Genomic DNA, 21,656 nt, shown 5'->3' on the forward strand with positions numbered 1-21,656 from the left:
TCGATCACCATCCCGGCAACAGGAAGCGGTGGCACACACGACGGTGCGTGCCACCGCTTCACCATGCCGTCGTTGACAGGCCGACCTCCATATGAGAGCGGCTTCGCCGCATGTGAGTGGAACTTCGACCCCTGCTACGAAGTTCCACTCACATAGGTTGGTCTGCGTGACGGCACCAGTTGGGGCCGCGTTCACCATTCGTTAGCCGCGACTGAGCACAGTCCTCGCGGTGAGTGCGACAACCGAACGAGTGCTGCCCACGGCAGGCAAGAAGAGCTTCTTCTCGCGGCCGTGGACCGATTACGCACTGTTCCTGATTCTCGTGGGCCCCAACCTGGTTCTGTTGGCGGTGTTCACGTACCGCCCGTTGGTGGAGAACTTCCAGTTCTCGTTCTTCGACTGGAACCTGTCCTCGCCCACGTCCACGTTCGTCGGATTCGAGAACTACCGCGAGTGGGCCTCCCGCGACGACACGTGGCAGATCGTCGGCAACACCGTCGTGTTCACCGTGGCCGCGGTCGTCGGCTCGTTGGTGCTCGGCCTGATTCTCGCGCTGCTGCTCGATCGTAAACTGCGGGGCCGCAACTTCGTTCGCTCCGCGGTGTTCGCGCCCTACGTGATCTCCGGTGCCGCGATCGGTATCGCATTCCAGTTCGTCTTCGATCCCAACTTCGGACTCGTCCAGGACCTGATGCGCAGATTCGGCCTCGGTGCGGTCCCGGATTTCTATCAGGATCCGAAATGGGCGATGGTCATGATCACCGTCACCTACCTGTGGAAGAACCTGGGCTACACCTTCGTCATCTATCTCGCGGCGCTGCAGGGTGTGCGCAAGGAATTGATGGAAGCGGCCGAGATCGACCAGGCCGGCCGCTGGACCACGTTCCGGAAAGTGCTTCTACCGCAACTGCGTCCGACGACGTTCTTCCTCTCGATCACGGTGTTGCTCAACTCCCTTCAGGTCTTCGACATCATCAACGTCATGACGCGCGGTGGCCCACTGGGCACCGGAACCACCACGATGGTCTACCAGGTCTACGAGGAAACGTTCCGTAACTTCCGGGCCGGCTACGGGGCGACCGTCGCGACCATCCTGTTCCTCGTGCTGTTGATCGTCACTCTCGTACAGGTACGAATCATGGATCGGGACGATCAGCGATGACCTTGGTGAGCAAGCCCGATGCTGCAGTGCCGGAAAAGCCTTCGCTCGGTCGGGACCCGCAGCGCACGCGTCGCAGCGCGAATGTCCTCGGCTACGCGGCCATGGTTGCCGTCCTGCTGATGATCGGCCTACCGCTGTTCTGGATTCTGGTCACCTCGTTCAAGGACCGACCCGACATCTACGTTCAACCGGTCACGTGGTGGCCCAGCACTTTTCACCCCCAGAACTACGACGAGGCGACGACGGAGGTGCCGTTCTTCACGTATCTGCGCAACTCGATCGTCATCACCACGGCGGTCGCGTCGATCAAGTTCGTCCTCGGTGTGCTCAGTGCGTACGGCCTGGTCTTTCTGCGCTTTCCGGGCAAGAACATCGTCTTCCTCGTCATCATTGCCGCACTGATGGTGCCCAATCAGATCACCGTCATCTCCAACTACTCGCTCATCTCCGAGCTCGGTTGGCGAAACTCGTTTCAGGGCATCATCATTCCGCTGGCAGGCGTTGCATTCGGTACCTTCCTGATGCGTAACCACTTCCTGTCGCTGCCACCGGAGATCATCGAGGCCGCGCGCATGGACGGTGCGGGTCCGGTGCGGTTGATGTTCCGCGTCATCCTGCCGCTGTCGGGTCCGACGATGGTGGCGTTCGCGATCATCACCATCGTCACCGAATGGAACGAATACCTCTGGCCGTTCCTGATGTCCGACGACTCGTCGGTTGCTCCGCTACCGGTCGGCCTGACGCTGCTGCAGAACAGCGAGGGCTACACCAACTGGGGAGCGGTCATGGCCGCGACAGTGCTCACCATTCTGCCGATTCTTCTCGTCTTCCTCGTCCTGCAGCGCCACATGATCAAGGGCCTCACCTCCGGTGCGGTCAAGGGCTGATCCACCTCACTATCAGGAGTCGAACACCATGGCACACATCATCAATCGGCGTGGCTTCCTCACGCTCACCGGTGCGGCTGCGGCCGCCGCAGCCCTCGCGGCGTGCAGCGGTCCCGGATCGGGCTCGTCCGGCGGCGGCGGCGTCGAAGGCGATGCGAACACCATCAACTTCTGGTCGAACCACCCGGGCAAGTCCCAGGAATTCGAGAAGGAGCTGATCTCGCGGTTCCAGGCGCAGAACCCCGGACTGACGGTCAATCTCATCGACGGCGGCAAGAACTACGAGGAGGTGTCGCAGAAGTTCAACGCGGCGCTCTCGGGCAACGATGTGCCCGACGTCGTCGTACTCTCGGATGTCTGGTGGTTCAACTACGCACTCACCGGTGCGATCGAGCCCCTCGACAAGCATTTCTCTGCGGCCGGGGTCGACCAGTCCGATTACGTGGATTCGCTTCTTGCCGATTACAACTGGAACGGTAGCCACTGGGCTCTGCCGTACGCGCGCTCGACTCCGCTGTTCTACTACAACAAGGCCGTCTGGTCGGCAGCCGGCCTGCCCGATCGCGGACCGGCCACGTGGCAGGAATTCGACGAGTGGGGCCCGCGCATCCAGGCCGTCGTCGGAAACGGCAAGCTCGCCCATGGCTGGGGCAACGCCGTCGACTATCTCGGGTGGACGTTCGAGGGACCGATCTGGACGTTCGGCGGATCGTACTCCGATCAGTTCGAGCTTAAGTTCGACGATCCCAATACCATTGCGGCAGGCAAGTTCCTGCAGGACATGATCCACACCAAGAAGTACGCGGCGGTCTCCAACGACATTGCCAACGACTTCGCCGCGGGCATCCTCGCCTCCACGATCGCCTCCACCGGAGACCTGTCCACCATCACCAAGGGTGCCGCGTTCGATTTCGGTACGGCCTTCCTGCCGGCCACCGACGGTGCGCCCGGATGCCCCACCGGCGGCGCGGGTCTGGCCATCCCGGCCAAGATCTCCGACGAGCGCAAGGTGAACGCGCTCAAGTTCATCGATTTCGTGACCAACGGTGCCAACACTGCGTACTTCTCGCAGAACACCGGGTACATGCCGGTCCGCAAGTCGGCGCAGCAGGACCCGTCGGAAATCGCGTTCCTCGAGGCCAACCCGAACGCGAAGACAGCCGTCGACCAGTTGGCGCGTACCCGATCCCAGGACGCTGCCCGCGTGTTCGTGCCCGGCGGCGACAAGATCATCGGTAGCGGTCTCGAGCAGATCGCTCTGCAGAATGCCGACGTCGCAACGACATTCGCGTCCGTCTCGGATCAATTGCAGCAGATCATCGACCGTCAGATCACCCCGAAGCTGCCGAAGTAATGGCGACCGTTCACTATGCGGGTGTCTCGCACAGGTACCCGGGCGCGGACTCTCTCGCTGTCGACACGCTCGAACTCGACATAGCGGACGGCGAGTTCATCGTGCTGGTGGGACCGTCCGGATGTGGAAAGTCGACAAGTCTGCGGATGTTGGCCGGCCTCGAATCCGTCGAGAGCGGCCACATCGACATCGGCGGAGTGGACGTCACCTCGCTCGCCCCACGGGCGAGGGACGTCGCGATGGTGTTCCAGAACTACGCGCTGTACCCCAACATGACCGTCGGCGACAACATGGGCTTCGCACTGCGAAACGCGGGAATGAGCAAGGCCGACACAGCGGCTCGCGTATTGGACGCGGCGAGGATGCTCGAACTCGAGCCACTGCTGGGTCGCAAGCCCGGCAAGCTCTCCGGTGGGCAGCGGCAGCGAGTGGCCATGGGGCGAGCAATCGTTCGTCAACCCAAGGTGTTCTGCATGGACGAGCCGCTGTCCAACCTCGACGCCAAATTGCGAGTGTCGACGAGGGCCCAGATCGCCGGACTGCAGAAGCGATTGGGAACCACCACCGTGTACGTCACCCATGATCAGGTCGAGGCGATGACGATGGGTGACCGGGTTGCGGTGTTGCGGGACGGCAAGTTACAGCAGATCGACGCACCGCGGGAGCTGTACGACAACCCCGTCAACACCTTCGTCGCCGGGTTCATCGGATCTCCCGGCATGAACCTCGTCGACGCTCCCGTGCACGAGGGCGCTGCGGTCCTCGGAGACATTCGGATCCCCGTTCCGTCGTCGGCGGGCCAACGCGTCGTCGTCGGGGTTCGGCCGGAATCGTGGGAGCTCGTCGGCGAACATGCGGGTGGACTCCGACTCACCGTCGAATTGATCGAGGAATTGGGTGCGGAGTCGTTCGTGTACGCCTCGGCACCCAACGTCGACGGTCAGTGGACGACGCCCTCGGGACGTATCTCGGTGAGGGTGGATCGCAAGCTGTCGGTCGCCCTCGCCGAGACCGTCCGGTTGAAGCCGGTGCTCGACGAACTGTTCTTCTTCGACTCCGCTACCGGACTGCGGTTGTCCTGACGGGTTCGCCCAGATCCACCGGAAGTGTTGCCCACCCGTGCAATACGCGCGTGTCGCGACGGGTTCCTTCGCCTGCAGACCGTAGGTGGGGGAACCTGTCGAACAACGTCTTCAGACCCACCTCCGACTCTGCTTTGGCCAGCGCCGCGCCCAGGCAGTAGTGGCGTCCGCCGGAGAACGACAGGTGCTTACCCGCGTTGTCGCGCGTGACGTCGAACCGGTCGGGGTCCTCGAACACCAGCGGATCGCGGTTGGCACCGGCCAGCACGAGGACGACCAGTGAGTCCTTCGTGATCGGCACACCCTCCACGACCACGTCGTGCTTGGCGGCCCGAGCCGTCAGCTGAACCGGAGATTCCATCCGCAACATCTCGTCGATCGCGGTGGGCCAGTGCGATGGATCCTGTTGCAGCACAGCCAGTTGATCCGGATGATCGAGCAAAAGTTGGATGCCGCTGCCGAGCAGATTGACGGTTGTCTCGAACCCGGCCGCCAATACCAATCCTGCTGTGGCCCTGAGCTCTTCGTCGTTCAGGCCGATGCCCTCGTCCTCGGCGGCGATCAGTTGGCTCATCAGGTCGTCGCCGGGGTTGCGGCGAAGTTCGGCGATGTGCTGCGAGAGCCACGCGTCGAAACCGATGAGGCCACGCTCCACCTGCTTGAACTGGCTCCACGAGATACCGATGTCGAGGCTGGGTGCCGCCATTTCGCCGAATTCGAGGACGCGCTGATTGTCCTTCTCCGGAACGCCGAGGATGCGGCCGATGACTGCGACGGGAAGGCGAGCGCAGTATCGGTCGACGATGTCGACGACAGGGCTGCCGTCGGACAATTCGTCGAGTAGCGCGTCCGCGGTTTCCTGCACCTGATCTCGCATCTGCGCGACCGCCCGGGCGGTGAAGACCGAGGACACCAGCTTGCGGTAGCGGGTGTGATCGGGCGGCTCGACCGACAGCAGGGACGGCGGAAGGATCGGATGCAGGGCACCGGAGCGGGTGTGGCGTTCCACCCACTTCAGCGGTGCCGGCAGCGTGCCGCCCAGCTGGGTGACCCGAAAATCGTCGGAGCGCAGCAGCGCGAACGCCACCCGGTGATGCACGGTGATGTTGGAGATCCGAGTCTTCACCAGCGGTGCCGTCGCCCGAAGTTCCTCGTACACCGGCGTCGGATTTGCCCGCGTCGCGGGATCGGCGACCAGCATGGCCTGCCGGTCACCGGCGGCCGCAGCACGCTTGGCTCCGAACCTGATGACCCCGTGTGCCGCGATCCACCGTACGAATTCCCTCATCCGACTGTCCTCCCCGTTGTCCCGCCCTATGTGAGTGGTTTCTCGTAGCAGACTACGAAGTTCCACTCACGTGCTACCAGATCTTGACGCGCTTCCCCGGGTCCAAGTACAGCGCATCACCGGGCTGAACGTCGAACGCTTCGTGAAAACTGTCCAGATTGCGCACGACTCCGTTGCACCGGAACTCCGGCGGCGAGTGCGGATCGACGGCGAGACGACGGATCGCTTCGGCGTCTCGTGCCTTGGTGCGCCATACCTGCGACCAGCCGAAGAACACGCGCTGCAACCCGGTCAGGCCGTCGAGCACCGGTGCGTCCTTGCCCTCGAGCGAGATCTCGTAGGCGGCGACGGCGATGGACAGGCCACCCAGATCGCCGATGTTCTCTCCGATGGTGAATTCGCCGTTGACCTTGTGGCCGGGCAGTGCCTTCGGCTCGAATTCGTTGTACTGCTCGATCAGGGCTGTGGTGCGCTTGCCGAATTCGGTGCGGTCGCTGTCGGTCCACCAATCCACCATGTTGCCGTCGCCGTCGTATTTGGCACCCTGGTCGTCGAATCCGTGCCCGATCTCGTGCCCGATGACGGCTCCGATTCCGCCGTAGTTGGCTGCGTCGTCGGCCTCGGCGTCGAAGAACGGCGGCTGCAGAATGGCTGCGGGAAAGACGATTTCGTTCATCCCGGGGTTGTAGTAGGCGTTGACGGTCTGCGGCGTCATGAACCATTCGTCGCGATCGACCGGTCCGCCGAGCTTGTCGAGATCACGCTGATAGTCGGCTTCGTAGCCGCGGCGGTAGTTGCCGAGCAGATCGTCGGCGGTGATGTCGACGCTCGAGTAGTCGCGCCAGCGGTCGGGGTAGCCGATCTTGGGGGTGAACTTGTCCAGCTTGTCCAAGGCTTTGCGGCGCGTCTCCGGGCTCATCCATTCGAGCTCGGAGATGTTGCGGCGGTAGGCCTCGGTGAGGTTGTCGACGAGCACCTGCATGCGTGCCTTCGAGTCCGCCGGGAAGTGGCGTTCGACGTAGAGCTTGCCGACGGCCTCGCCGAGGACGTCCTGTACGAGCGAGACGCCGCGCTTCCAGCGCTCGCGGTTCTCCTCGGTTCCGGTCAGCGTCGTTCCGTAGAACGCGAAGTTCTCGTCGACGAGTGCGCTGGTCAGGAACGGAGCCCGGGCATGGACGACGCGCCACGCGAGCCACGCCTTCCACGTCTCGATGTCCTCCGACGTCCACAGGGACACGAACGTGTTGACGAACGGTGGCTGGCGCACGACGATCTCGGCGAACTGTTCGGTGGTGCCGCCGAGGCCGGAAATCCATGCGGTCCAATTGAATCCGGGCTCGTTCTGCACCAGAGTGTCGAACTGGACGAGGTTGTAGCTCTTCTCGGCGTCGCGCCGGGCGACGACGTCCCAGTGGCCCGCGGCGATCTTGTGCTCGAGATCGAACACCGTCTGCGCGTCGTACTCGACGCCGCTGAGCGCGAACATCTTCGCGATGTGCGCGATGTAGCTCGCGCGGATGTCGGCGTACTCGTCCTGGCGGTAGTACGACTCGTCGGGCAAGCCGATTCCGGACTGGCTGAAGTGCACCAGGTAGCGGTCGGATCGCTTGGCGTCGGTGTCGACGTAGTGAGCGATACCGCCGCCGACTCCGGTGCGTTGCAGAGAGCCGAGAACGCCTGCGAGCGTGACCAAGTCGGTCGCATCGGCAACGGCGGCGAGCTCGTCGGCGATCGGGGTGGTGCCGAGCTGTTCGGCCCGGTCGGCGTCCATGAAGCTCGAGAACAGGTCGCCGATCTTCTGTGCGTCGCTACCGGCGGGCGGATTCGCGGCCGCCGATTCTTCGATGATGGTCTGTACATCGACCTCGGCGCGGTCGTACAACGTCCGGAACGCACCGTCGACGGCGCGGTCGGCGGGAATGCTGTAGTCCTCCAGCCATTTGCCGTTGACGTGCACGAAGAGGTCGTCCTGCGCGCGTGTGTTCTCGTCCTGGTAGCTGAGATCGATGCCCGAGTTCACTACTGAAGTCATGTATCCATCTTTACACTCTTGCGCTCGATTGAACGGGTGTTTAATGTGCTGTACATGCGTTCAGCATCGGAGGATCTGACCACTCGCGCGCGGATCCGCGACACCGCGATCGACGTCTTCGGCGTGCAGGGTTTCACCGCCGGTGTGCGGTCCATCGCCGGCGCCGCCGGCGTCTCACCCGGGCTGCTCAACCACCACTTCGGGTCCAAGGACGGACTTCGCGCGGCGTGCGACGAGTACGTCCTGCGCACGATCCGCGAATCGAAGGCCGCCTCGGCCGGTCCTACCGGGGTGATGGAACAGCTTGCTCGCATCGACGAGTACGCACCGCTCGTCGCCTACATCGTGCGGAGCTTCTCCTCGGGCGGAGCGCTGGCCCGAGAGTTGTTCGAGCACATGGTCGACGACGCGGTCCGGTACCTCGACGACGGAGTGCGCGACGGCCGATTCACACCCAGCCGCGACCCCGCGGCGCGCGCCCGGTTCCTGACGCGCCAGAACGTGGGCGGTCTGCTGTTGTACGTGCAGATGGCCGGCCCGGACGTGGATTTCCGTGCGGCTCTGAGCGCGCTCGGCGACGAGGTCATGCTGCCGGCACTCGAGCTGTACACCGATGGATTGTTCACCGATTCTCGAATCTTGGACACCTATCTGGAGGCCGAGCAATGACCGACGCCATCGCAGTCGACGATCTGGTGAAGACGTTCGGTTCGGTCCGGGCCCTCGACGGCCTGAACCTGCACGTCGAGACCGGTGATGTGCACGGCTTTCTCGGCCCCAACGGGTCGGGTAAATCGACCACGATCCGCGTCCTGCTCGGTCTCGTGCGCGCGACGTCGGGGACGGTCCGGTTGCTCGGCGGTGATCCGTGGGCCGACGGCGTCGCACTGCATCGACGGCTGGCCTACGTTCCCGGAGATGTGACGCTGTGGCCGTCGTTGACCGGCGGGGAGGTGATCGATCTGCTCGCCAGGATGCGCGGCGGTATCGATTCCGGCCGCCGGGCCGAGCTGATCGAACGGTTCTCCCTCGACCCAGGAAAGCGGAGTCGCACCTATTCGAAGGGCAATCGCCAGAAGGTCGCTCTGATCTCGGCCCTGGCATCGAACGTGGAGCTGCTGCTCCTCGACGAGCCCACTTCCGGTCTCGATCCCCTGATGGAGCAGCAGTTCGCCGAATGCGTGAAAGATGCTGCGCGACGCGGAGTCACGGTGCTGCTGTCCTCGCACATCCTGTCCGAGGTGGATGCGTTGTGCAGTTCGGTCACCATCGTCCGGGACGGGCGCACGGTGGACACCGGGACCCTGGCGTCGATGCGGCACCTCACCCGCACGACGATGATTATCACTGTGGATCGAGTACCCGGCGATCTCGACAGGCTCACCGGGGTCAGTGGGGTGACCGTGGACGGGTCCACGATTACCTGCACGGTGGAGAACGAGGCGCTCGCTGCGGTGATGCACGTCCTGGCCGACGCAGGCGTGCAGAGCATGATCAGCTCCGCGCCGACTCTCGAAGAGCTGTTCCTGAGGTACTACGCATGAACAGCCTGAGCGGAACGGCGGCCTTGCTGCGGTTGTATCTACGCCGCGACCGACTCGTGTTGCCGATCTGGGTCGTTCTGCTCGGAGCGCTCCCGCTGCTGTACGCGGTCAGCTTCGAGGGGCTGTATCCGACGGCGGCAGACCGTCGAGCGTTCTATCTCGGCACCGAGGCAGTGCCGGCGCAAGCGGCTCTCGTGGGGCCGATCTTCGGTAGCGACCTCGGTGCCCTGGTGTCGTGGCGCGCCGGACTGATGCTGACCCTCGTTCCGTTGGCGGCGATCCTCACTGTCGTTCGGCATACCCGCGGTGAGGAGGACGCGGGTCGTGTCGAGCTGGTCGGGTCGACTGCAGTGGGCAGATTTGCAGGGTTGACAGCGGCCGTGCTGCTTGCGGGCGGCGGTGTGATGGCGACGGGAATGCTGACGTTCGTCTCGCTGTGGGCGTTCGGTCTGCCGGTGGCCGGGAGCGTCGCGTTCGGTGCCTCGATCGTCGTCGCCGGTGCGGTGTTCGTCGGCTGCGCGGGGCTGGCAGCACAGGTGGCGTCCGGGGCTCGCGCGGCTCGCGGCTATGCCCTCGGCGTGTTGGCCGCAGCGTTCGTTCTCAGAGCGATCGGCGACATCGGTTCGGGAACCCTGTCGTGGTTCTCGCCGATCGGGTGGTCGGCGCAGGTGCGACCGTTCGCCGACGAACGGTGGTGGCCGCTGTTGCTGTCGCTGGCGACCGCTACGGCGTTGGTCGCCGCAGCGTTCGTGGCAGCGAATCGACGCGATCTCGGCAGTGGTCTGCGGGCCGAACGCCGCGGCCGGGTGGCTGCCGTTCCGTCACTGTCCGGTCCCGTCGCCCTCGCGTGGCGACTGTCCCGCGGAACCACCGTCGTCTGGACCGTCGGCCTCGCCCTGTTCGGTATCGCGATCGGGTCGTCCACGGACGGCATCGGTGATCAACTCGGCAGCAGCGCCGCCATCAGCGACGCACTGGGCAAGTTCGGCGGCACCACGATCGAACAGTCGTTCATCGCCGTCGTGCTGAGCATGGTCGGCATCATGGTGGCGGCCTATTCCGCGTCGGCCGTGCTACGTCTGCACAGCGAGGAAGAGTCGGGTCTGGCCGAGATCGTGCTGGCCGCCGGCATCTCGCGCCGTCGGTGGGCGGCGGGGTATCTGCTCTTCGCCGTCCTCGGCCCGGTGTGGCTACTGCTGGTCGTCGGCCTCACCATCGGGCTGACGTACGGGTCGGCAACCGGCGACATGTCGCGCGAACTGCCGTCCGCCGTGGTCGGCGCTCTGGCTCAGCTCCCGGCCGTGTGGGTGGTGACGGCCATCGGCGTGGCATTGTTCGGCACTGTCCCTCGATTCGCGACCGTCCTGTGGGCGGTCCTCGGCGGCTTCGTTGCCCTGGGGCAGATCGGGGCGGTGGTCGGGCTGCCCCAGTGGTCACAGGACATCTCGCCGTTCACCCACCTGCCCAAGCTGCCGGGTGGAGAATTCTCGGTAATGCCCTCGCTGTGGCTCGTCGCCATCGCCGCCGCCGCAGGCGGTGCCGGAAGCACCGCGCTGCGTCGACGGGACGTCCGCGGCTGAGTGAATCGGCCGCGACTCAGTTCGGTGTCGAGTCGCCGTACTGGTTCTCGACGTTCTGCTGGAATTCGTCGGCGCATTGTTGTTGCGCTGCAGTATCGCTGCCTGCGTTGGTCATGCAGTCGGTGAAGTCCTGTCCACCGACTGCGTTGAACAGGCCGACGCCGACGACGACGAGAACGATCGACAAAGCCGCCGCCACGAAACCGAGAATGATCGCGATGAGAGACACGGTGCCGTTGGTGGCGACGCGCTTCTTGTACCTCGACCGACCGATGAAGCCGAGGACGATCGCGATCAGGCCGAGAACAATGCCGCCGACGATGGTCCAGGAGAACAACACGCCGAGAATCGCGAGAACCAGAGCCACTGTGCCGATGGTGTTCTTCGGCGCTACCGGCTGTTGCTCGTATCCACCCTGCTGATATCCACCCTGCTGGGGGTACTCGCCGGGTGAAGGGTAGTTTCCGGGCGGGGGATAGTCATTCGACACGTCTGATACCTCCGAGATCGGCGATCGTGAACGCTCGGAGTGTATGCAGATCTCAGTCGTGCGCGCAGACGCCACGTGCCCCCGTGATCAACTTGTCATCGAGCGTTCCTGTCAGCCGCCCAGTCGCGAGTGCATCTCCCAGATCAGGATCTCGGCTGGTTCCGAGGCTGTAATTCGCTGTCCGCCAGTGGAACTCATGCGTACCGCGTCACCCTCGTACAGTTCTCCGACACCCTCCATCGAGACGGTGCCGCGGACCACGAACACGTGCACGAACGGTGCGTCGGGAACGGTCACGGTCGAATCCGGTGTCAGTCGCGCAGCGTGCAACGCGGCCGATTTCTGGCCGATGCCGATGGCCGCCTGACCACGGTGTCGGTTCATTCCCGACGCGACGGTGACGAGTCCGCCGCGCAGCAGTTCGTCGTCGATCTCGAGTTGCTCGTAGCCCGGTGCGGTGCCGGGGCTGTCGGGCATCACCCACATCTGTACGAAGCGGACGGGTTCGGTGTGCCGATTGCCGTCGATACTCCAGGAGTCGTTCTTCTCCGAGTGCATGATGCCTTTGCCCGCACTCATCCGTTGCGCCAGTCCGGGATAGATGATGCCGGAGTGCCCGATCGAATCCTGATGCACCAGAGAGCCCTGCACCACCCACGTGATGATTTCCGTGTCGCGGTGCGGATGCGTCTCGAATCCCTGCCCGGCGGTGACGATGTCGTCGTTGTTCACCAACAACAGGCCGTGGTGGGTGTTCTCGGGGTCGTAGTGCTGACCGAAAGAGAACGAGTGCTTCGAGTCGAGCCAGGACACACGGGTTTTCAGTCGATCACCGGCACGATGCACGTCGATGTGGGCGGTCAGTGGAGCGGACATGTCCCCACTGTACGAGCATGTCGATGCACCGGCGTACGACCTGCATAACGTTCGGGTGTCTTTGCCGCCGGGGTGTGACGGCGGCCCCGAGTGGGTAGGTTCGGACACGGTACGGTCACACGCTCTGCAACTCCCCGAAGGCGGCGAGAGATACTCATGGTCGGTTCCAGCTCGAGCGCGGCACACGCTGTTCGACACTTGCTCGAGGACGCACTGGTGTCGTGGTTGCCAGGTCAACGATGGTTCGGCGCAAAGGGTTCGACGGTGGGTGCCGTGCGGATCGTCGCTCGGGACGTACTGCACGACGAGCCGCATTTCGCCGCCGAGCACCTGCTGGTCGAGGTGGACCTCGTCCAAGACGGCACGTCGGTGACCCAGACCTATCAGGTGCCCCTCGGTTTCCGCACCGAGGTACCCGAGGAACTACGCCCGTGGCTGTTGCCGGTGCCCGGTGAGGTGGCAGTGTTCGACGGGTTACGTGATCCGGAGATCATCGCCCTGTACGGTGACGCGTTCTCCGATGAGAACCCCACGGGCAGTATCGAATTCAAGGTCGTCGGCGGTTCGAGCGTGCCGCAGGGCATGCGCGGTCGGGTTCTGGGTGCTGAGCAGTCCAACACGTCGGTGATCCTCGGTGATCTGCTGCTGCTCAAGCTGTTTCGTCAGGTACCGCCCGGAATCAGTCCGGACGTCGAGTTGCACCGTGCGCTGGCCGAGGCCGGCAGCGTCAACGTGGCACCGCTGCGAGGGTGGCTCGAAGCCCAGGTCGGCGGTGAGACGACCACGCTGGGGATGATCCAGGACTTCGCCGCGAATTCTGCCGAGGGATGGACCACTGCGCTGGCCAGCGTGCGCGAGGTGTTCGATTCCCCCGACACACCGATCGAGGATTTGTCCGCCGATTTCGCTCCCCACGCGTATCGACTCGGCGCTGCCGTCGCGCAGGTACACCACGACCTCGCTTCGGTTATGGGTACCGCCGAACGTTCCGTGGAATCAACGGCCGTCGAAGAGATCCTCGAGCGCATCTCCGGAGTAGCGCGAGTGGTTCCGGAGATCGCCCAGTACATCCCCGCCGCGACGGCCCTGATCTCACGGGCAGAGGCGTCGAGCAGTACCACCGTCCAACGCATTCACGGCGATCTGCATCTAGGGCAGGTATTGGGGACCCCCGAACGGTGGCTGCTCATCGATTTCGAGGGAGAGCCGGCCAAGACGCTGGACGAGCGCAGACAAATGGACAGTGCTTTGCGCGACGTCGCGGGAATGCTGCGGTCGTTCGACTATGCCGCCAACCACCTCCTCGTCGACCTGCCGGAGGACCCGGCTAGACGGGAACGCGCCGAGCAGTGGGCTGCGCGGAGCATCACGGCCTTCTTCGATGGGTACGCATCGGTGGCCGGCCACGATCCACGCGACGAAGCCGATCTGCTGCGCGCATACGAACTGGACAAAGCGGTCTACGAGGTTCTGTACGAAGCGCGCAATCGACCGACCTGGCTCTCTCTGCCGATGCGCGCGGTCGAACGGTTGGTCAGCTGACGGCCGGGAAACGGGCTGTAGGGGCGGGCGTGGACCGGCCCGTCTACGACAAGTACCGTATTGCCTGACACGGGAGGCAGGACATGAACGGTATTTTGGCAATTTTCGGCATCGTGGTGGTAGTCATCACCATCGTGGTCGTGGTCGTGCTCGTCGCGGTGTTGTTCGTCGCGTCGATCAAGCCCGACAAGCTGAACATCGACCTCGGTCGCAAGAAGCGTGAACGGGAAGAAAGTTCCTCGAAGGTCTGAGACCTCGGTCACCTCTGGCACCGATTCGCGCAGACGCGGAGTTGTATCGATTCGAAGCGTCGGTCGACGCTTCCGGTTCTACAACTGGAGACCTCGTGAGCACAGCACTGTCAGCGCCTACGGAGCCCGACTGCAGGGCGCGCCTGTTCGGTGAGACTGTGCCGGCCCAGTTCGCTCGTTTCGTGATCGTCGGGGTATCGAGCAACGGCGTCTATGCACTGCTGTTCGTCGCTCTCGCGTCGTTCGGGTCTTTCCCCGCCAATCTGGCGGGAGCGTCGGCGAGCACCGTTCTCGCCAATGAGTTGCACCGTCGCCACACCTTCCACGCCGCCGACCGCGTCGGCTGGTTCCAGACCCAGTGGGAAGCGGGAGGACTCGCACTGATCGGGCTGGGTCTGAGTACCGCCGCGTTGGCCGCAGTCCACCTCCTCGTTCCCGCCGCCGCCACGTACGTGCAAGTTCTGGCTGTGATCGCCGTCAGCGGTCTGGTCGGTGCCGCTCGATTCCTCGCCCTTCGCGGATGGGTATTCCGTTCGCCGAGCCTCCCCGGGATGGAAGCGGCTCATTCGTGATGCTGTGACAGAGCACGACCGGTCTCGAAGATCGGTTGCTACCTGTAACAGAGTTTCGGCGAGGCTTCGTGATAGTCGCCCGTATCGACCTAGGCTCGTGAGCTGACGTCAATGCGAGGAGGCATGTCGAATGGCCAGGGATCTGACACAGCTCGAGCTTCTGCAGGAGCTGGTGCCCACTGCCGAGGACAACGTGAACCGTCACATTTCGATGGCGCGCGAATGGCATCCCCACGACTACGTGCCGTGGGACGAAGGCCGTAACTTCGCCGCCCTCGGCGGTACGGACTACGACCCGGGGCAGTCCAAGCTCTCCGACGTCGCGCAGGCCGCGATGATCACCAACCTGCTCACCGAGGACAATCTGCCGTCCTACCACCGTGAGATCGCCGAGAACTTCTCCCGGGACGGTGCCTGGGGAACGTGGGTCGGCCGCTGGACTGCCGAAGAGAACCGTCACGGCATCGTCATGCGCGACTACCTCGTCGTCACCCGAGGCGTCGATCCCGTCGCCCTCGAAGAAGCCCGCATGATCCACATGACCAACGGCTACGCGTCGCCCGCCGGCGCAGGGGTCGGTCTGTTGCACTCGGTGGCGTACGTGACGTTCCAGGAACTCGCGACCCGTGTCTCGCACCGCAACACCGGCAAGGTCTGTGACGACCCGATCGCCGACCGCATGCTCCAGCGCATCGCCGCCGACGAGAACCTGCACATGATCTTCTACCGCAATATCACCGGCGCAGCGATGGACATCTCGCCGGATCAGACGTTGCAGGCCGTCTCCGACATCGTGACGAACTTCGTCATGCCCGGTGCCGGCATGCCGAACTTCCGCCGCAACGGTGTGTTGATGGCCAAGCACGGCATCTACGACCTGCGTCAGCACCTCGAAGACGTCGTCTGGCCCGTGCTGCGCAAGTGGCAAGTGTTCGAGCGCAACGACTTCACCGCACGCGGTGAGAACAAGCGTGAAGAACTCGCCGCGTTCCTCGAAGACCTCGAGCGCCAGGCCACCAAGTTCGAGGAGATGCGAGATCGCTCGCTGGCCCGCGAACGCGCCAAGGCCGAGGCGCGCGCGTCCTGAGGTGACCCATGTGAGCGGAACTTCGTAGTCTGCTACGAAGTTCCGCTCACATAGGGTGTGGTGTGAACGAATTCTGGGACCGCATTTCCGCGGTGAGTCCTGATCCACCCGTGTGGATCGTCCAAGTGGCTGCCCTGGCGGCGCTCGTCATCGTCGTGTTGCCGCAGACCTGGCGGATTGCACGCAATGTGGTGACCATCGCGCACGAGGGTGCGCACCTGTTCGTCGCGTTGATCACCGGGCGTCAGTTGATGGGTCTTCGGCTGCATTCGGATACGTCCGGCGTCGCGATCTCCAAGGGCAAGCCCACCGGTCTCGGGGTCATCGCCATGACTTTCGCGGGCTACGTCGGGCCGTCGCTTCTCGGACTCGGAGCCGCTCTGGTGCTGGGTACACAGCGGGCGTCGGCGGTGTTGTGGATCGGCATCATCTCGATTGCGTTGATGCTGTTGATGATTCGTAATATCTACGGACTGCTGTCTCTCGTCACCGTCGGTGGGCTGCTGTTCGTCGTATCCTGGTGGGGTACCGGGGAACAGCAGGTCGCTGCGGCGTACTTCATCACGTTCTTCCTGCTGATCGCCGGTCCGCGCCCCGTTCTCGAACTGCAGAAATCCCGAAGTGCCGGACGGGCGCGGGACTCCGACGCCGATCAACTGGCTCGGCTCACCTTCCTGCCCGGCATCGTCTGGGTCGGACTGTTTCTCGTCGTCACCGTCGGCGCACTCGCACTGGGGGCGTGGAGAATCCTCGTTCCGGTGCAGTGACGGCGGCTTGGATGAAGCGCTAGAACACCACCCACAGCAGTGATGCGAGGGCGAATATCGCCAGTCCCAGTGTCGTTTCCATGACCGTCCAGGTCTTGAGGGTGGTTTTCTCGTCCATGCCGAAGAAGCGGCTGACGAGCCAGAAGCCGGAGTCGTTGACGTGGGAGAGCACGGTGGCTCCGGCAGCCAGTGCGAACACCAACAGCGCGATCTTGAAATTGCTCAGATCGAGCTCGGCGACCTGGACCGAGATCAGCCCGGCGGTGGTGGTCAAGGCGACGGTGGCCGAACCCTGCGCCACGCGTAGCGCGGTGGCGATCAGGAAGGCCTGCAACAGGATCGGCAGTCCGAGATCGGACAACGAGGCGGTCAGAGACTGGCCGATGCCACTGGCCCGAAGTACTCCGCCGAACATGCCGCCGGCACCGGTGATCAGGATGATCGAGCAGATCGGCCCGAGGGCCTGATCCATGTACTTGGCACCGTCGGCGACGGGGAAGCGTCCCGGCGCGAGGATGAACAGAGCCAGCAGCAAGGTGATGAGCAGCGCGATGGGCGTCTGACCGATGAGAGTCAGGGCCGCTGCCCAGGTTTCGTCTCCGGTCAGCACACCCGAGGTGGTCAGCGTGTTGACGACGGTGTTGAGCGAGATGAGGACCAACGGCGTCAGCAGGATGAGCAGCACCGCAGCGAACTTGGGGGCGGGGTCGCGGAGTGCGGCCATCTCCTTGTCGTGTTCTTCGGAGTTCTGCGACCCGGCTGCGAAGAGGTCGGCAGGCGCGGTGACGAATCGTTTGCCGAGCTGGGTACCGACGAGGTAGGAGCCGACGAACCAGGAGACGACGGCGACGGGAACTCCGACGAGAAGCACCGAACCGATATCTCCGCCGAGGAGTTCCGTGGCGGCGACGGGGCCGGGGTGCGGGGGAACGATGGCGTGCATCGCGGCGAACGCGCCTGCGGTCGGCAGCGCGTACAGCAGCACCGACCCGCCGAAGCGCTTGGCGACTGTGAAGATGATCGGTAGGAAGACGACGAGTCCGGCGTCGAAGAAGATGGGGAAGCCGAAGATCAGCGCGGCGACACCGAGGGCGAGCGGTGCGCGCTTGGCTCCGAATCGGTTGATCAGGGTATCGGCCAATACTTGAGCGCCACCGGTGATTTCGAGCAGTCTGCCGACCATCACACCCAGGGCGACGAGTAGAGCGACCGAACCGAGGGTGGAACTGAAGCCCGAGAGCAATGCCGACGGCACGTCTGCCAGTGGAATGCCCGCTGCGACGGCGGTGACGGCGCTGACCAGAACCAGCGAGACGAAGGCGTGCAGTTTCACCTTCATGATCAGGAACAGCAGAACTGCGACGGCTGCTGCGGCGATCAGGAGTAGGGGAGTCGTCCCGTACGCCGGTTCGATCGGATCCATCTGTGTACCTCGTTCACTCGGCTGGAGATTCGACCATAACGGACAGCTCGGTGCCCGCGCGGGGATACCGAGCACGGTCGTCGGACCTGGAGTTCGTGGTGGAGTACCGTGCGGGTATGAGTGATGGGGATCACGTAGTGGGTGGGGACAGCTCCGACAAGCCTTCGAAGGACGCTCTACGCGAGCAAGCGCAGCGCTATGCCGCAGCGGCTCGGCTGAAGATGAAGGAGCGACGCGAGAAGGCGTCGGGGGGCCTCGGGTCCGTGGTCGCCGACCGTGCAGGAAATTGGGATCTCGACGATCAGAACACCGTGGCGATGGACCGTCAGCAGAAGCTCTGGAACGGGGTGATGGATCGCTACTTCCGGATGGAGATCGACGGTTGGGAGACGATTCCCGAGTCGCCGGTTCTGGTCGTCGGAGTGCATTCGGGTGCGCCGTTCGTGTGGGACGCGTGGACGGTGGGTGCGCAGTGGTGGCGGCATTTCGGCGACAAGCGAATCCTGCACGGCACTGCGCACGACGCGCTGATGGCATTTCCGTTGATCGGCAAGGTCTTTCGATCCATGGGTGTGTTGCCGGCGGCTCCGGACTCGATGTCGACCGCATTGGCCGAGGGCCGAGACGTGATCGTGTGGCCCGGTGGTGAGGTCGATTCGCTGCGTCCGTGGAGCAAGCGTGACGAGGCGACACTGGGTGGTCGTACCGGTTTCGTCAAGCTTGCGATCCGGATGGGTGTGCCCATCGTGCCGGTGGCGACCGTGGGCGGGGCCGACGCCATGCCGGTGCTCATTCGAGGCGACAAGCTCGCAAAAGCGCTCGGACTGGACAGGTTTGCGCGCCTGAAGGTCTTTCCCATCGCCATCTCGCTGCCGTGGATCATCGCGCCTGCCGCGCTGCCGCAGATTCCGTTGCCGGCCAAGATCCGAACCCGGTTCATGCCTCCGGTCGAGCTCGACCACGATCCGTCGCGCTGTGACGACGAGGCCTACGTCGACGCGAAATACGACGAGGTCCGCGCCAGTATTCAGGCCGGCATGGACGAGCTCGCCAGCAAGCGCAAGTTCCCGGTGTTCGGCTAGTTCGCTCGCGCCGAGCATCGCGGACCGTAGCTGACCGCGATCGTTTCTAGCGTCTCCTCTCGTACGGATTCACCGATACGACGAGGGGCGCACGAGATGATCGAAACATCGGGATTGACCAAGACTTTTCGGCAGGGCAAGAAGACCGTGGAGGCGGTGCGCGGCATCGATCTGACGATCGGTGAGGGAGAACTGGTCGCTCTCCTCGGCCCCAACGGTGCAGGCAAGTCGACCACGCTGCGAATGCTCACCACGCTGCTGGCACCGACGTCGGGTTCGGCCCGGATCGCGGGGTTCGACGTGGGCAGGGACCGGGACAGTGTCCGGCGCAGTCTCGGCTATGTGGGGCAGGGAAACGGCGCGGGACACAACCAGCGCGTGCGTGACGAACTCGTCGTGCAAGGCCTGTGCTACGGCATGACTCGTCAGCGATCACGAACTCGCGCAGACGAATTGATCGACGCACTCGAGCTCGGCGAACTGCGCTCGCGCACCGTCTCGACGCTCTCCGGCGGACAGCGTCGCCGACTCGATATCGCCCTGGGGCTGGTGCACCGACCGGCACTGTTGTTCCTCGACGAGCCGACCACCGGAATGGACCCGCAGAGTCGGGCCAACCTGTGGGGTCACATCCTCCGGCTACGACGCGAGATGGGCACGACCATCGTTCTGACCACCCACTACCTCGACGAGGCCGATTCGATGGCCGAGCGGGTCATCGTCGTCGACCGCGGAACCGTCATCGCCGACGACACCGCCGCGTCGCTGAAATCGGAACTGGCAGGCGATCTGATCGTTCTCACCGTGTCCGACGCGTCGGCGCTCCTTCCGCTTCTCGCCGGCATCGACGGCATCAGAGACGTCACGAGATCCGGTTCGCGGCTGAACCTGCGTGTCGGACGCGCCGAAGTCGTTCTCCCGGAAGTGGTGCGGCGGAGCGAGTTACACGGTATCCGCGTCCATACTGCGGACATGACCCGACCGACTCTCGACGACGTGTTCCTCGGACTGACCGGCCGTAGTCTTCGGGAAAGTGCCGCAGCCCTCGACAACGCGAGCGTGGCAGGAGAACTCCGATGAACGTTCTGTCCGGAAGCACTCTGGTGATGGGTCGGGAATTGCGGCCGATGGTGCGCGATCCGTTCACCGTCATCTTCAGTCTCGTCCAACCGCTGATCCTGCTCGCTCTGTTCGGCCCACTGCTCACCGATGTCCCCGGTCTCGGCGACGGAAGTGTCTGGGACTGGTTCGTGCCGGGTGTTCTCGCGATGATCACCATCTTCGGCACTTCCATGACGGGCTCCAATCTGCCGGCCGAGTTGCAGCAGGGTTCTCACGAGCGAATGTTGGTGACCCCGTTGCCGCGATCTGCCCTGCTCGTCGGGCGGGCGTTCAAGGAAATGGTGCCGCTCGCTGCGCAGGCCGTGTTGATCGTTCTGGTCGCATTGCCGCTGGGGTTGTCCGTGAATCCGATCGGTGCCGCTGTGGGAATCGTGCTGCTCGGGGTGTTCGGCGTCGGGCTCGGCGCGCTGTCCTACGCGTTGGCTTTGGCTGTGCGCGGACAGGATTGGGTGTTCTGGTCCATTCAGCAGACGTTGATGTTCCCGCTGCTGATCCTCTCGGGCACGATGTTGCCGCTGACGGCCGCACCGGGGTGGATGCAGTTCCTGGTGAACATCAACCCGCTCGGATATCTCGTCGACGCCGAACGTGCACTGTTCGCCGGAGACTTCGCGAGTTCGACGGTGACGGCAGGTGTCGTCGCAGCCGTAGCCACCGCGGCGGTCGGGTTGATCGTCGGCATCCGGGCTATGGGCTCCTCGCGCGAGTGAGGCTAAGCTCGCGTCATGGATCGGCCTGCGGTAATTCTCGAGAACGACGAGACGGTGTACGACTTCTATCTGCGTCATCAGCAGAATCGTCAGGTTGCGAGGCTGGCGTACGCCGCCCTCGCCCGACGCTTCCGCCCGCGGGTGTCGTACTCCGACGGTGCCCGGGAGGAGCTGCGGCGTCTGGTGTACGACAACACGCGTCTGCTCATCGCGGTCAATCACCTCACCGAGAGTGATCCCTACACCCTCGCAGCGGCGGCCTGGGCGTCGCCGCTGCGTCCGGTGATCGGGCGCACCAGAGTGCTCGCGAAGGACGAATTGTTCCAAGACCCCAAGCAGCGCAAGCGAATCGACATGATGGGCGGCATTCCCGTCTTTCGCGGTAAGAATCACGGGATGCGGGCAGTCAGCGCGGCAGGCAACCGCATGATGGACATCAGTGCCGAAAGAATGAAGCGCGGCGACGACCTCGCGGTGTTCCCGGAAGGCACCTGCAACCTCGAGGACCCGACGACGGTGCAACACGTCGGCAGCGGAATCGGCCACATCGCGATGCGGGCCCGCAAACTCGGCGTCGAACCGACATTGATCTGCATCGGACTGAGTTACGGCCCCGGCTCGGCGAAAGTGAAACAGGCGAGCGTCCACTTCGATACGCCCATCACCGATCTGCCCCAGAAACCGATCGACATCACCCGCGTGGTGGCAGAGGGAATGCAGAAAGCACTCGACGGAGCGGTGGCTGCGTACTGACTGCGCCGCCGGGGTTGGTAGAAACAGATGACAGGTAATTCGATTCGGCGTT

The 21,656-nt window shown here is 64.1% G+C and carries 21 protein-coding genes; 16 read left to right on the forward strand and 5 right to left on the reverse strand.

The annotated features are described in order from the left end of the window. Nucleotides 1-229 precede the first annotated feature (229 nt). Genes AB0P23_RS24425 through ugpC form a run of 4 tightly spaced genes read left to right on the forward strand, consistent with a single transcriptional unit; the run spans nt 230 to nt 4,485 of the window. Nucleotides 230-1,162, forward strand: a complete 933-nt coding sequence (locus AB0P23_RS24425; protein WP_176457186.1) for a sugar ABC transporter permease — start codon at nt 230-232, stop codon at nt 1,160-1,162. Next, entirely contained in the window at nt 1,159-2,049 is an 891-nt protein-coding gene (locus tag AB0P23_RS24430; protein ID WP_032374750.1) for a carbohydrate ABC transporter permease, read from the forward strand. Before AB0P23_RS24425 ends, AB0P23_RS24430 begins: the two co-directional genes overlap by 4 nt. A gap of 28 nt (nt 2,050-2,077) precedes the next feature. Then, nucleotides 2,078-3,403 (forward strand): ABC transporter substrate-binding protein, encoded by a 1,326-nt coding sequence (locus AB0P23_RS24435; RefSeq protein WP_045840995.1) that lies wholly within the window; start codon nt 2,078-2,080, stop codon nt 3,401-3,403. Continuing rightward, nucleotides 3,403-4,485, forward strand: coding sequence for a sn-glycerol-3-phosphate ABC transporter ATP-binding protein UgpC (gene ugpC, locus AB0P23_RS24440; protein ID WP_206498487.1), 1,083 nt, complete (start codon nt 3,403-3,405; stop codon nt 4,483-4,485). The genes AB0P23_RS24435 and ugpC overlap by 1 nt, the downstream gene beginning before the upstream one ends. Here ugpC and AB0P23_RS24445 read toward each other — a convergent pair. Both AB0P23_RS24445 and AB0P23_RS24450 read right to left on the reverse strand, forming a co-directional pair. Beyond that, a complete protein-coding gene (locus tag AB0P23_RS24445) occupies nt 4,463-5,773 on the reverse strand; it encodes a cytochrome P450 (protein WP_206498488.1) in 1,311 nt (436 codons plus the stop codon). The genes ugpC and AB0P23_RS24445 overlap by 23 nt on opposite strands. A 73-nt stretch (nt 5,774-5,846) precedes the next feature. Next, on the reverse strand, nt 5,847-7,805 hold the full coding sequence (locus AB0P23_RS24450; protein WP_032374754.1) for a M13 family metallopeptidase: 1,959 nt from the start codon (nt 7,803-7,805) through the stop codon (nt 5,847-5,849). 54 nt (nt 7,806-7,859) lie between these two features. On the opposite strand from AB0P23_RS24450, the gene AB0P23_RS24455 reads away from it, so the two are divergent. From AB0P23_RS24455 to AB0P23_RS24465, 3 genes are read left to right on the forward strand one after another with little or no spacing between them, the layout of a single operon-like run. Further along, on the forward strand, nt 7,860-8,474 hold the full coding sequence (locus AB0P23_RS24455) for a TetR family transcriptional regulator (protein WP_032375045.1): 615 nt from the start codon (nt 7,860-7,862) through the stop codon (nt 8,472-8,474). Continuing rightward, a complete protein-coding gene (locus AB0P23_RS24460; protein WP_032401356.1) occupies nt 8,471-9,349 on the forward strand; it encodes an ABC transporter ATP-binding protein in 879 nt (292 codons plus the stop codon). The genes AB0P23_RS24455 and AB0P23_RS24460 overlap by 4 nt, the downstream gene beginning before the upstream one ends. Further along, nucleotides 9,346-10,929: an ABC transporter permease gene (locus AB0P23_RS24465; protein ID WP_363799681.1), complete on the forward strand. Its 1,584-nt coding sequence runs from the start codon at nt 9,346-9,348 to the stop codon at nt 10,927-10,929. The genes AB0P23_RS24460 and AB0P23_RS24465 overlap by 4 nt, the downstream gene beginning before the upstream one ends. Before the next feature lie 16 nt (nt 10,930-10,945). On the opposite strand, the gene AB0P23_RS24470 is transcribed toward AB0P23_RS24465, so the two are convergent. After that, nucleotides 10,946-11,419, reverse strand: coding sequence for a DUF4190 domain-containing protein (locus AB0P23_RS24470; RefSeq protein ID WP_228139326.1), 474 nt, complete (start codon nt 11,417-11,419; stop codon nt 10,946-10,948). Nucleotides 11,420-11,530: 111 nt separating this feature from the next. Then, nucleotides 11,531-12,295 (reverse strand): pirin-like bicupin family protein, encoded by a 765-nt coding sequence (locus tag AB0P23_RS24475; RefSeq protein ID WP_032382365.1) that lies wholly within the window; start codon nt 12,293-12,295, stop codon nt 11,531-11,533. Between the two features lie 156 nt (nt 12,296-12,451). Between AB0P23_RS24475 and AB0P23_RS24480 the strand changes: the two genes are divergently transcribed. The 5 genes from AB0P23_RS24480 to AB0P23_RS24500 all read left to right on the forward strand — a co-directional run bounded on the left by AB0P23_RS24480 (nt 12,452) and on the right by AB0P23_RS24500 (nt 16,514). Next, nucleotides 12,452-13,837: a hypothetical protein gene (locus AB0P23_RS24480; protein WP_045841000.1), complete on the forward strand. Its 1,386-nt coding sequence runs from the start codon at nt 12,452-12,454 to the stop codon at nt 13,835-13,837. A gap of 83 nt (nt 13,838-13,920) precedes the next feature. Further along, the gene (locus tag AB0P23_RS24485; RefSeq protein WP_197077433.1) at nt 13,921-14,088 is read left to right on the forward strand and encodes a hypothetical protein; all 168 of its coding nucleotides are present in this window, start codon (nt 13,921-13,923) and stop codon (nt 14,086-14,088) included. A gap of 107 nt (nt 14,089-14,195) precedes the next feature. Next, nucleotides 14,196-14,660 carry a GtrA family protein gene (locus AB0P23_RS24490; RefSeq protein WP_032375048.1) on the forward strand — a complete coding sequence of 155 codons (465 nt, stop codon included), beginning with the start codon at nt 14,196-14,198 and terminating at the stop codon, nt 14,658-14,660. Nucleotides 14,661-14,790: 130 nt separating this feature from the next. Beyond that, nucleotides 14,791-15,747, forward strand: coding sequence for an acyl-ACP desaturase (locus AB0P23_RS24495; protein WP_206498489.1), 957 nt, complete (start codon nt 14,791-14,793; stop codon nt 15,745-15,747). A gap of 62 nt (nt 15,748-15,809) precedes the next feature. Further along, nucleotides 15,810-16,514 carry a M50 family metallopeptidase gene (locus AB0P23_RS24500; protein ID WP_032369542.1) on the forward strand — a complete coding sequence of 235 codons (705 nt, stop codon included), beginning with the start codon at nt 15,810-15,812 and terminating at the stop codon, nt 16,512-16,514. Between the two features lie 19 nt (nt 16,515-16,533). Here AB0P23_RS24500 and AB0P23_RS24505 read toward each other — a convergent pair whose 3' ends face one another. Continuing rightward, a complete protein-coding gene (locus tag AB0P23_RS24505; RefSeq protein ID WP_032374757.1) occupies nt 16,534-17,937 on the reverse strand; it encodes a GntP family permease in 1,404 nt (467 codons plus the stop codon). A 116-nt stretch (nt 17,938-18,053) separates the two neighbouring features. Between AB0P23_RS24505 and AB0P23_RS24510 the strand changes: the two genes are divergently transcribed. The 4 genes from AB0P23_RS24510 to AB0P23_RS24525 all read left to right on the forward strand — a co-directional run bounded on the left by AB0P23_RS24510 (nt 18,054) and on the right by AB0P23_RS24525 (nt 21,604). Further along, nucleotides 18,054-19,019: a lysophospholipid acyltransferase family protein gene (locus AB0P23_RS24510; RefSeq protein ID WP_094718981.1), complete on the forward strand. Its 966-nt coding sequence runs from the start codon at nt 18,054-18,056 to the stop codon at nt 19,017-19,019. A gap of 96 nt (nt 19,020-19,115) precedes the next feature. Beyond that, nucleotides 19,116-20,099 carry an ATP-binding cassette domain-containing protein gene (locus AB0P23_RS24515; RefSeq protein WP_032374758.1) on the forward strand — a complete coding sequence of 328 codons (984 nt, stop codon included), beginning with the start codon at nt 19,116-19,118 and terminating at the stop codon, nt 20,097-20,099. Continuing rightward, on the forward strand, nt 20,096-20,851 hold the full coding sequence (locus tag AB0P23_RS24520) for an ABC transporter permease (protein WP_363799685.1): 756 nt from the start codon (nt 20,096-20,098) through the stop codon (nt 20,849-20,851). Before AB0P23_RS24515 ends, AB0P23_RS24520 begins: the two co-directional genes overlap by 4 nt. A 15-nt stretch (nt 20,852-20,866) precedes the next feature. Then, nucleotides 20,867-21,604, forward strand: a complete 738-nt coding sequence (locus AB0P23_RS24525) for a 1-acyl-sn-glycerol-3-phosphate acyltransferase (protein ID WP_363799687.1) — start codon at nt 20,867-20,869, stop codon at nt 21,602-21,604. Nucleotides 21,605-21,656 lie beyond the last annotated feature (52 nt).

The organism is Rhodococcus sp. NPDC077669, from assembly GCF_040686915.1.
GTDB lineage: Bacteria > Actinomycetota > Actinomycetes > Mycobacteriales > Mycobacteriaceae > Rhodococcoides > Rhodococcoides fascians.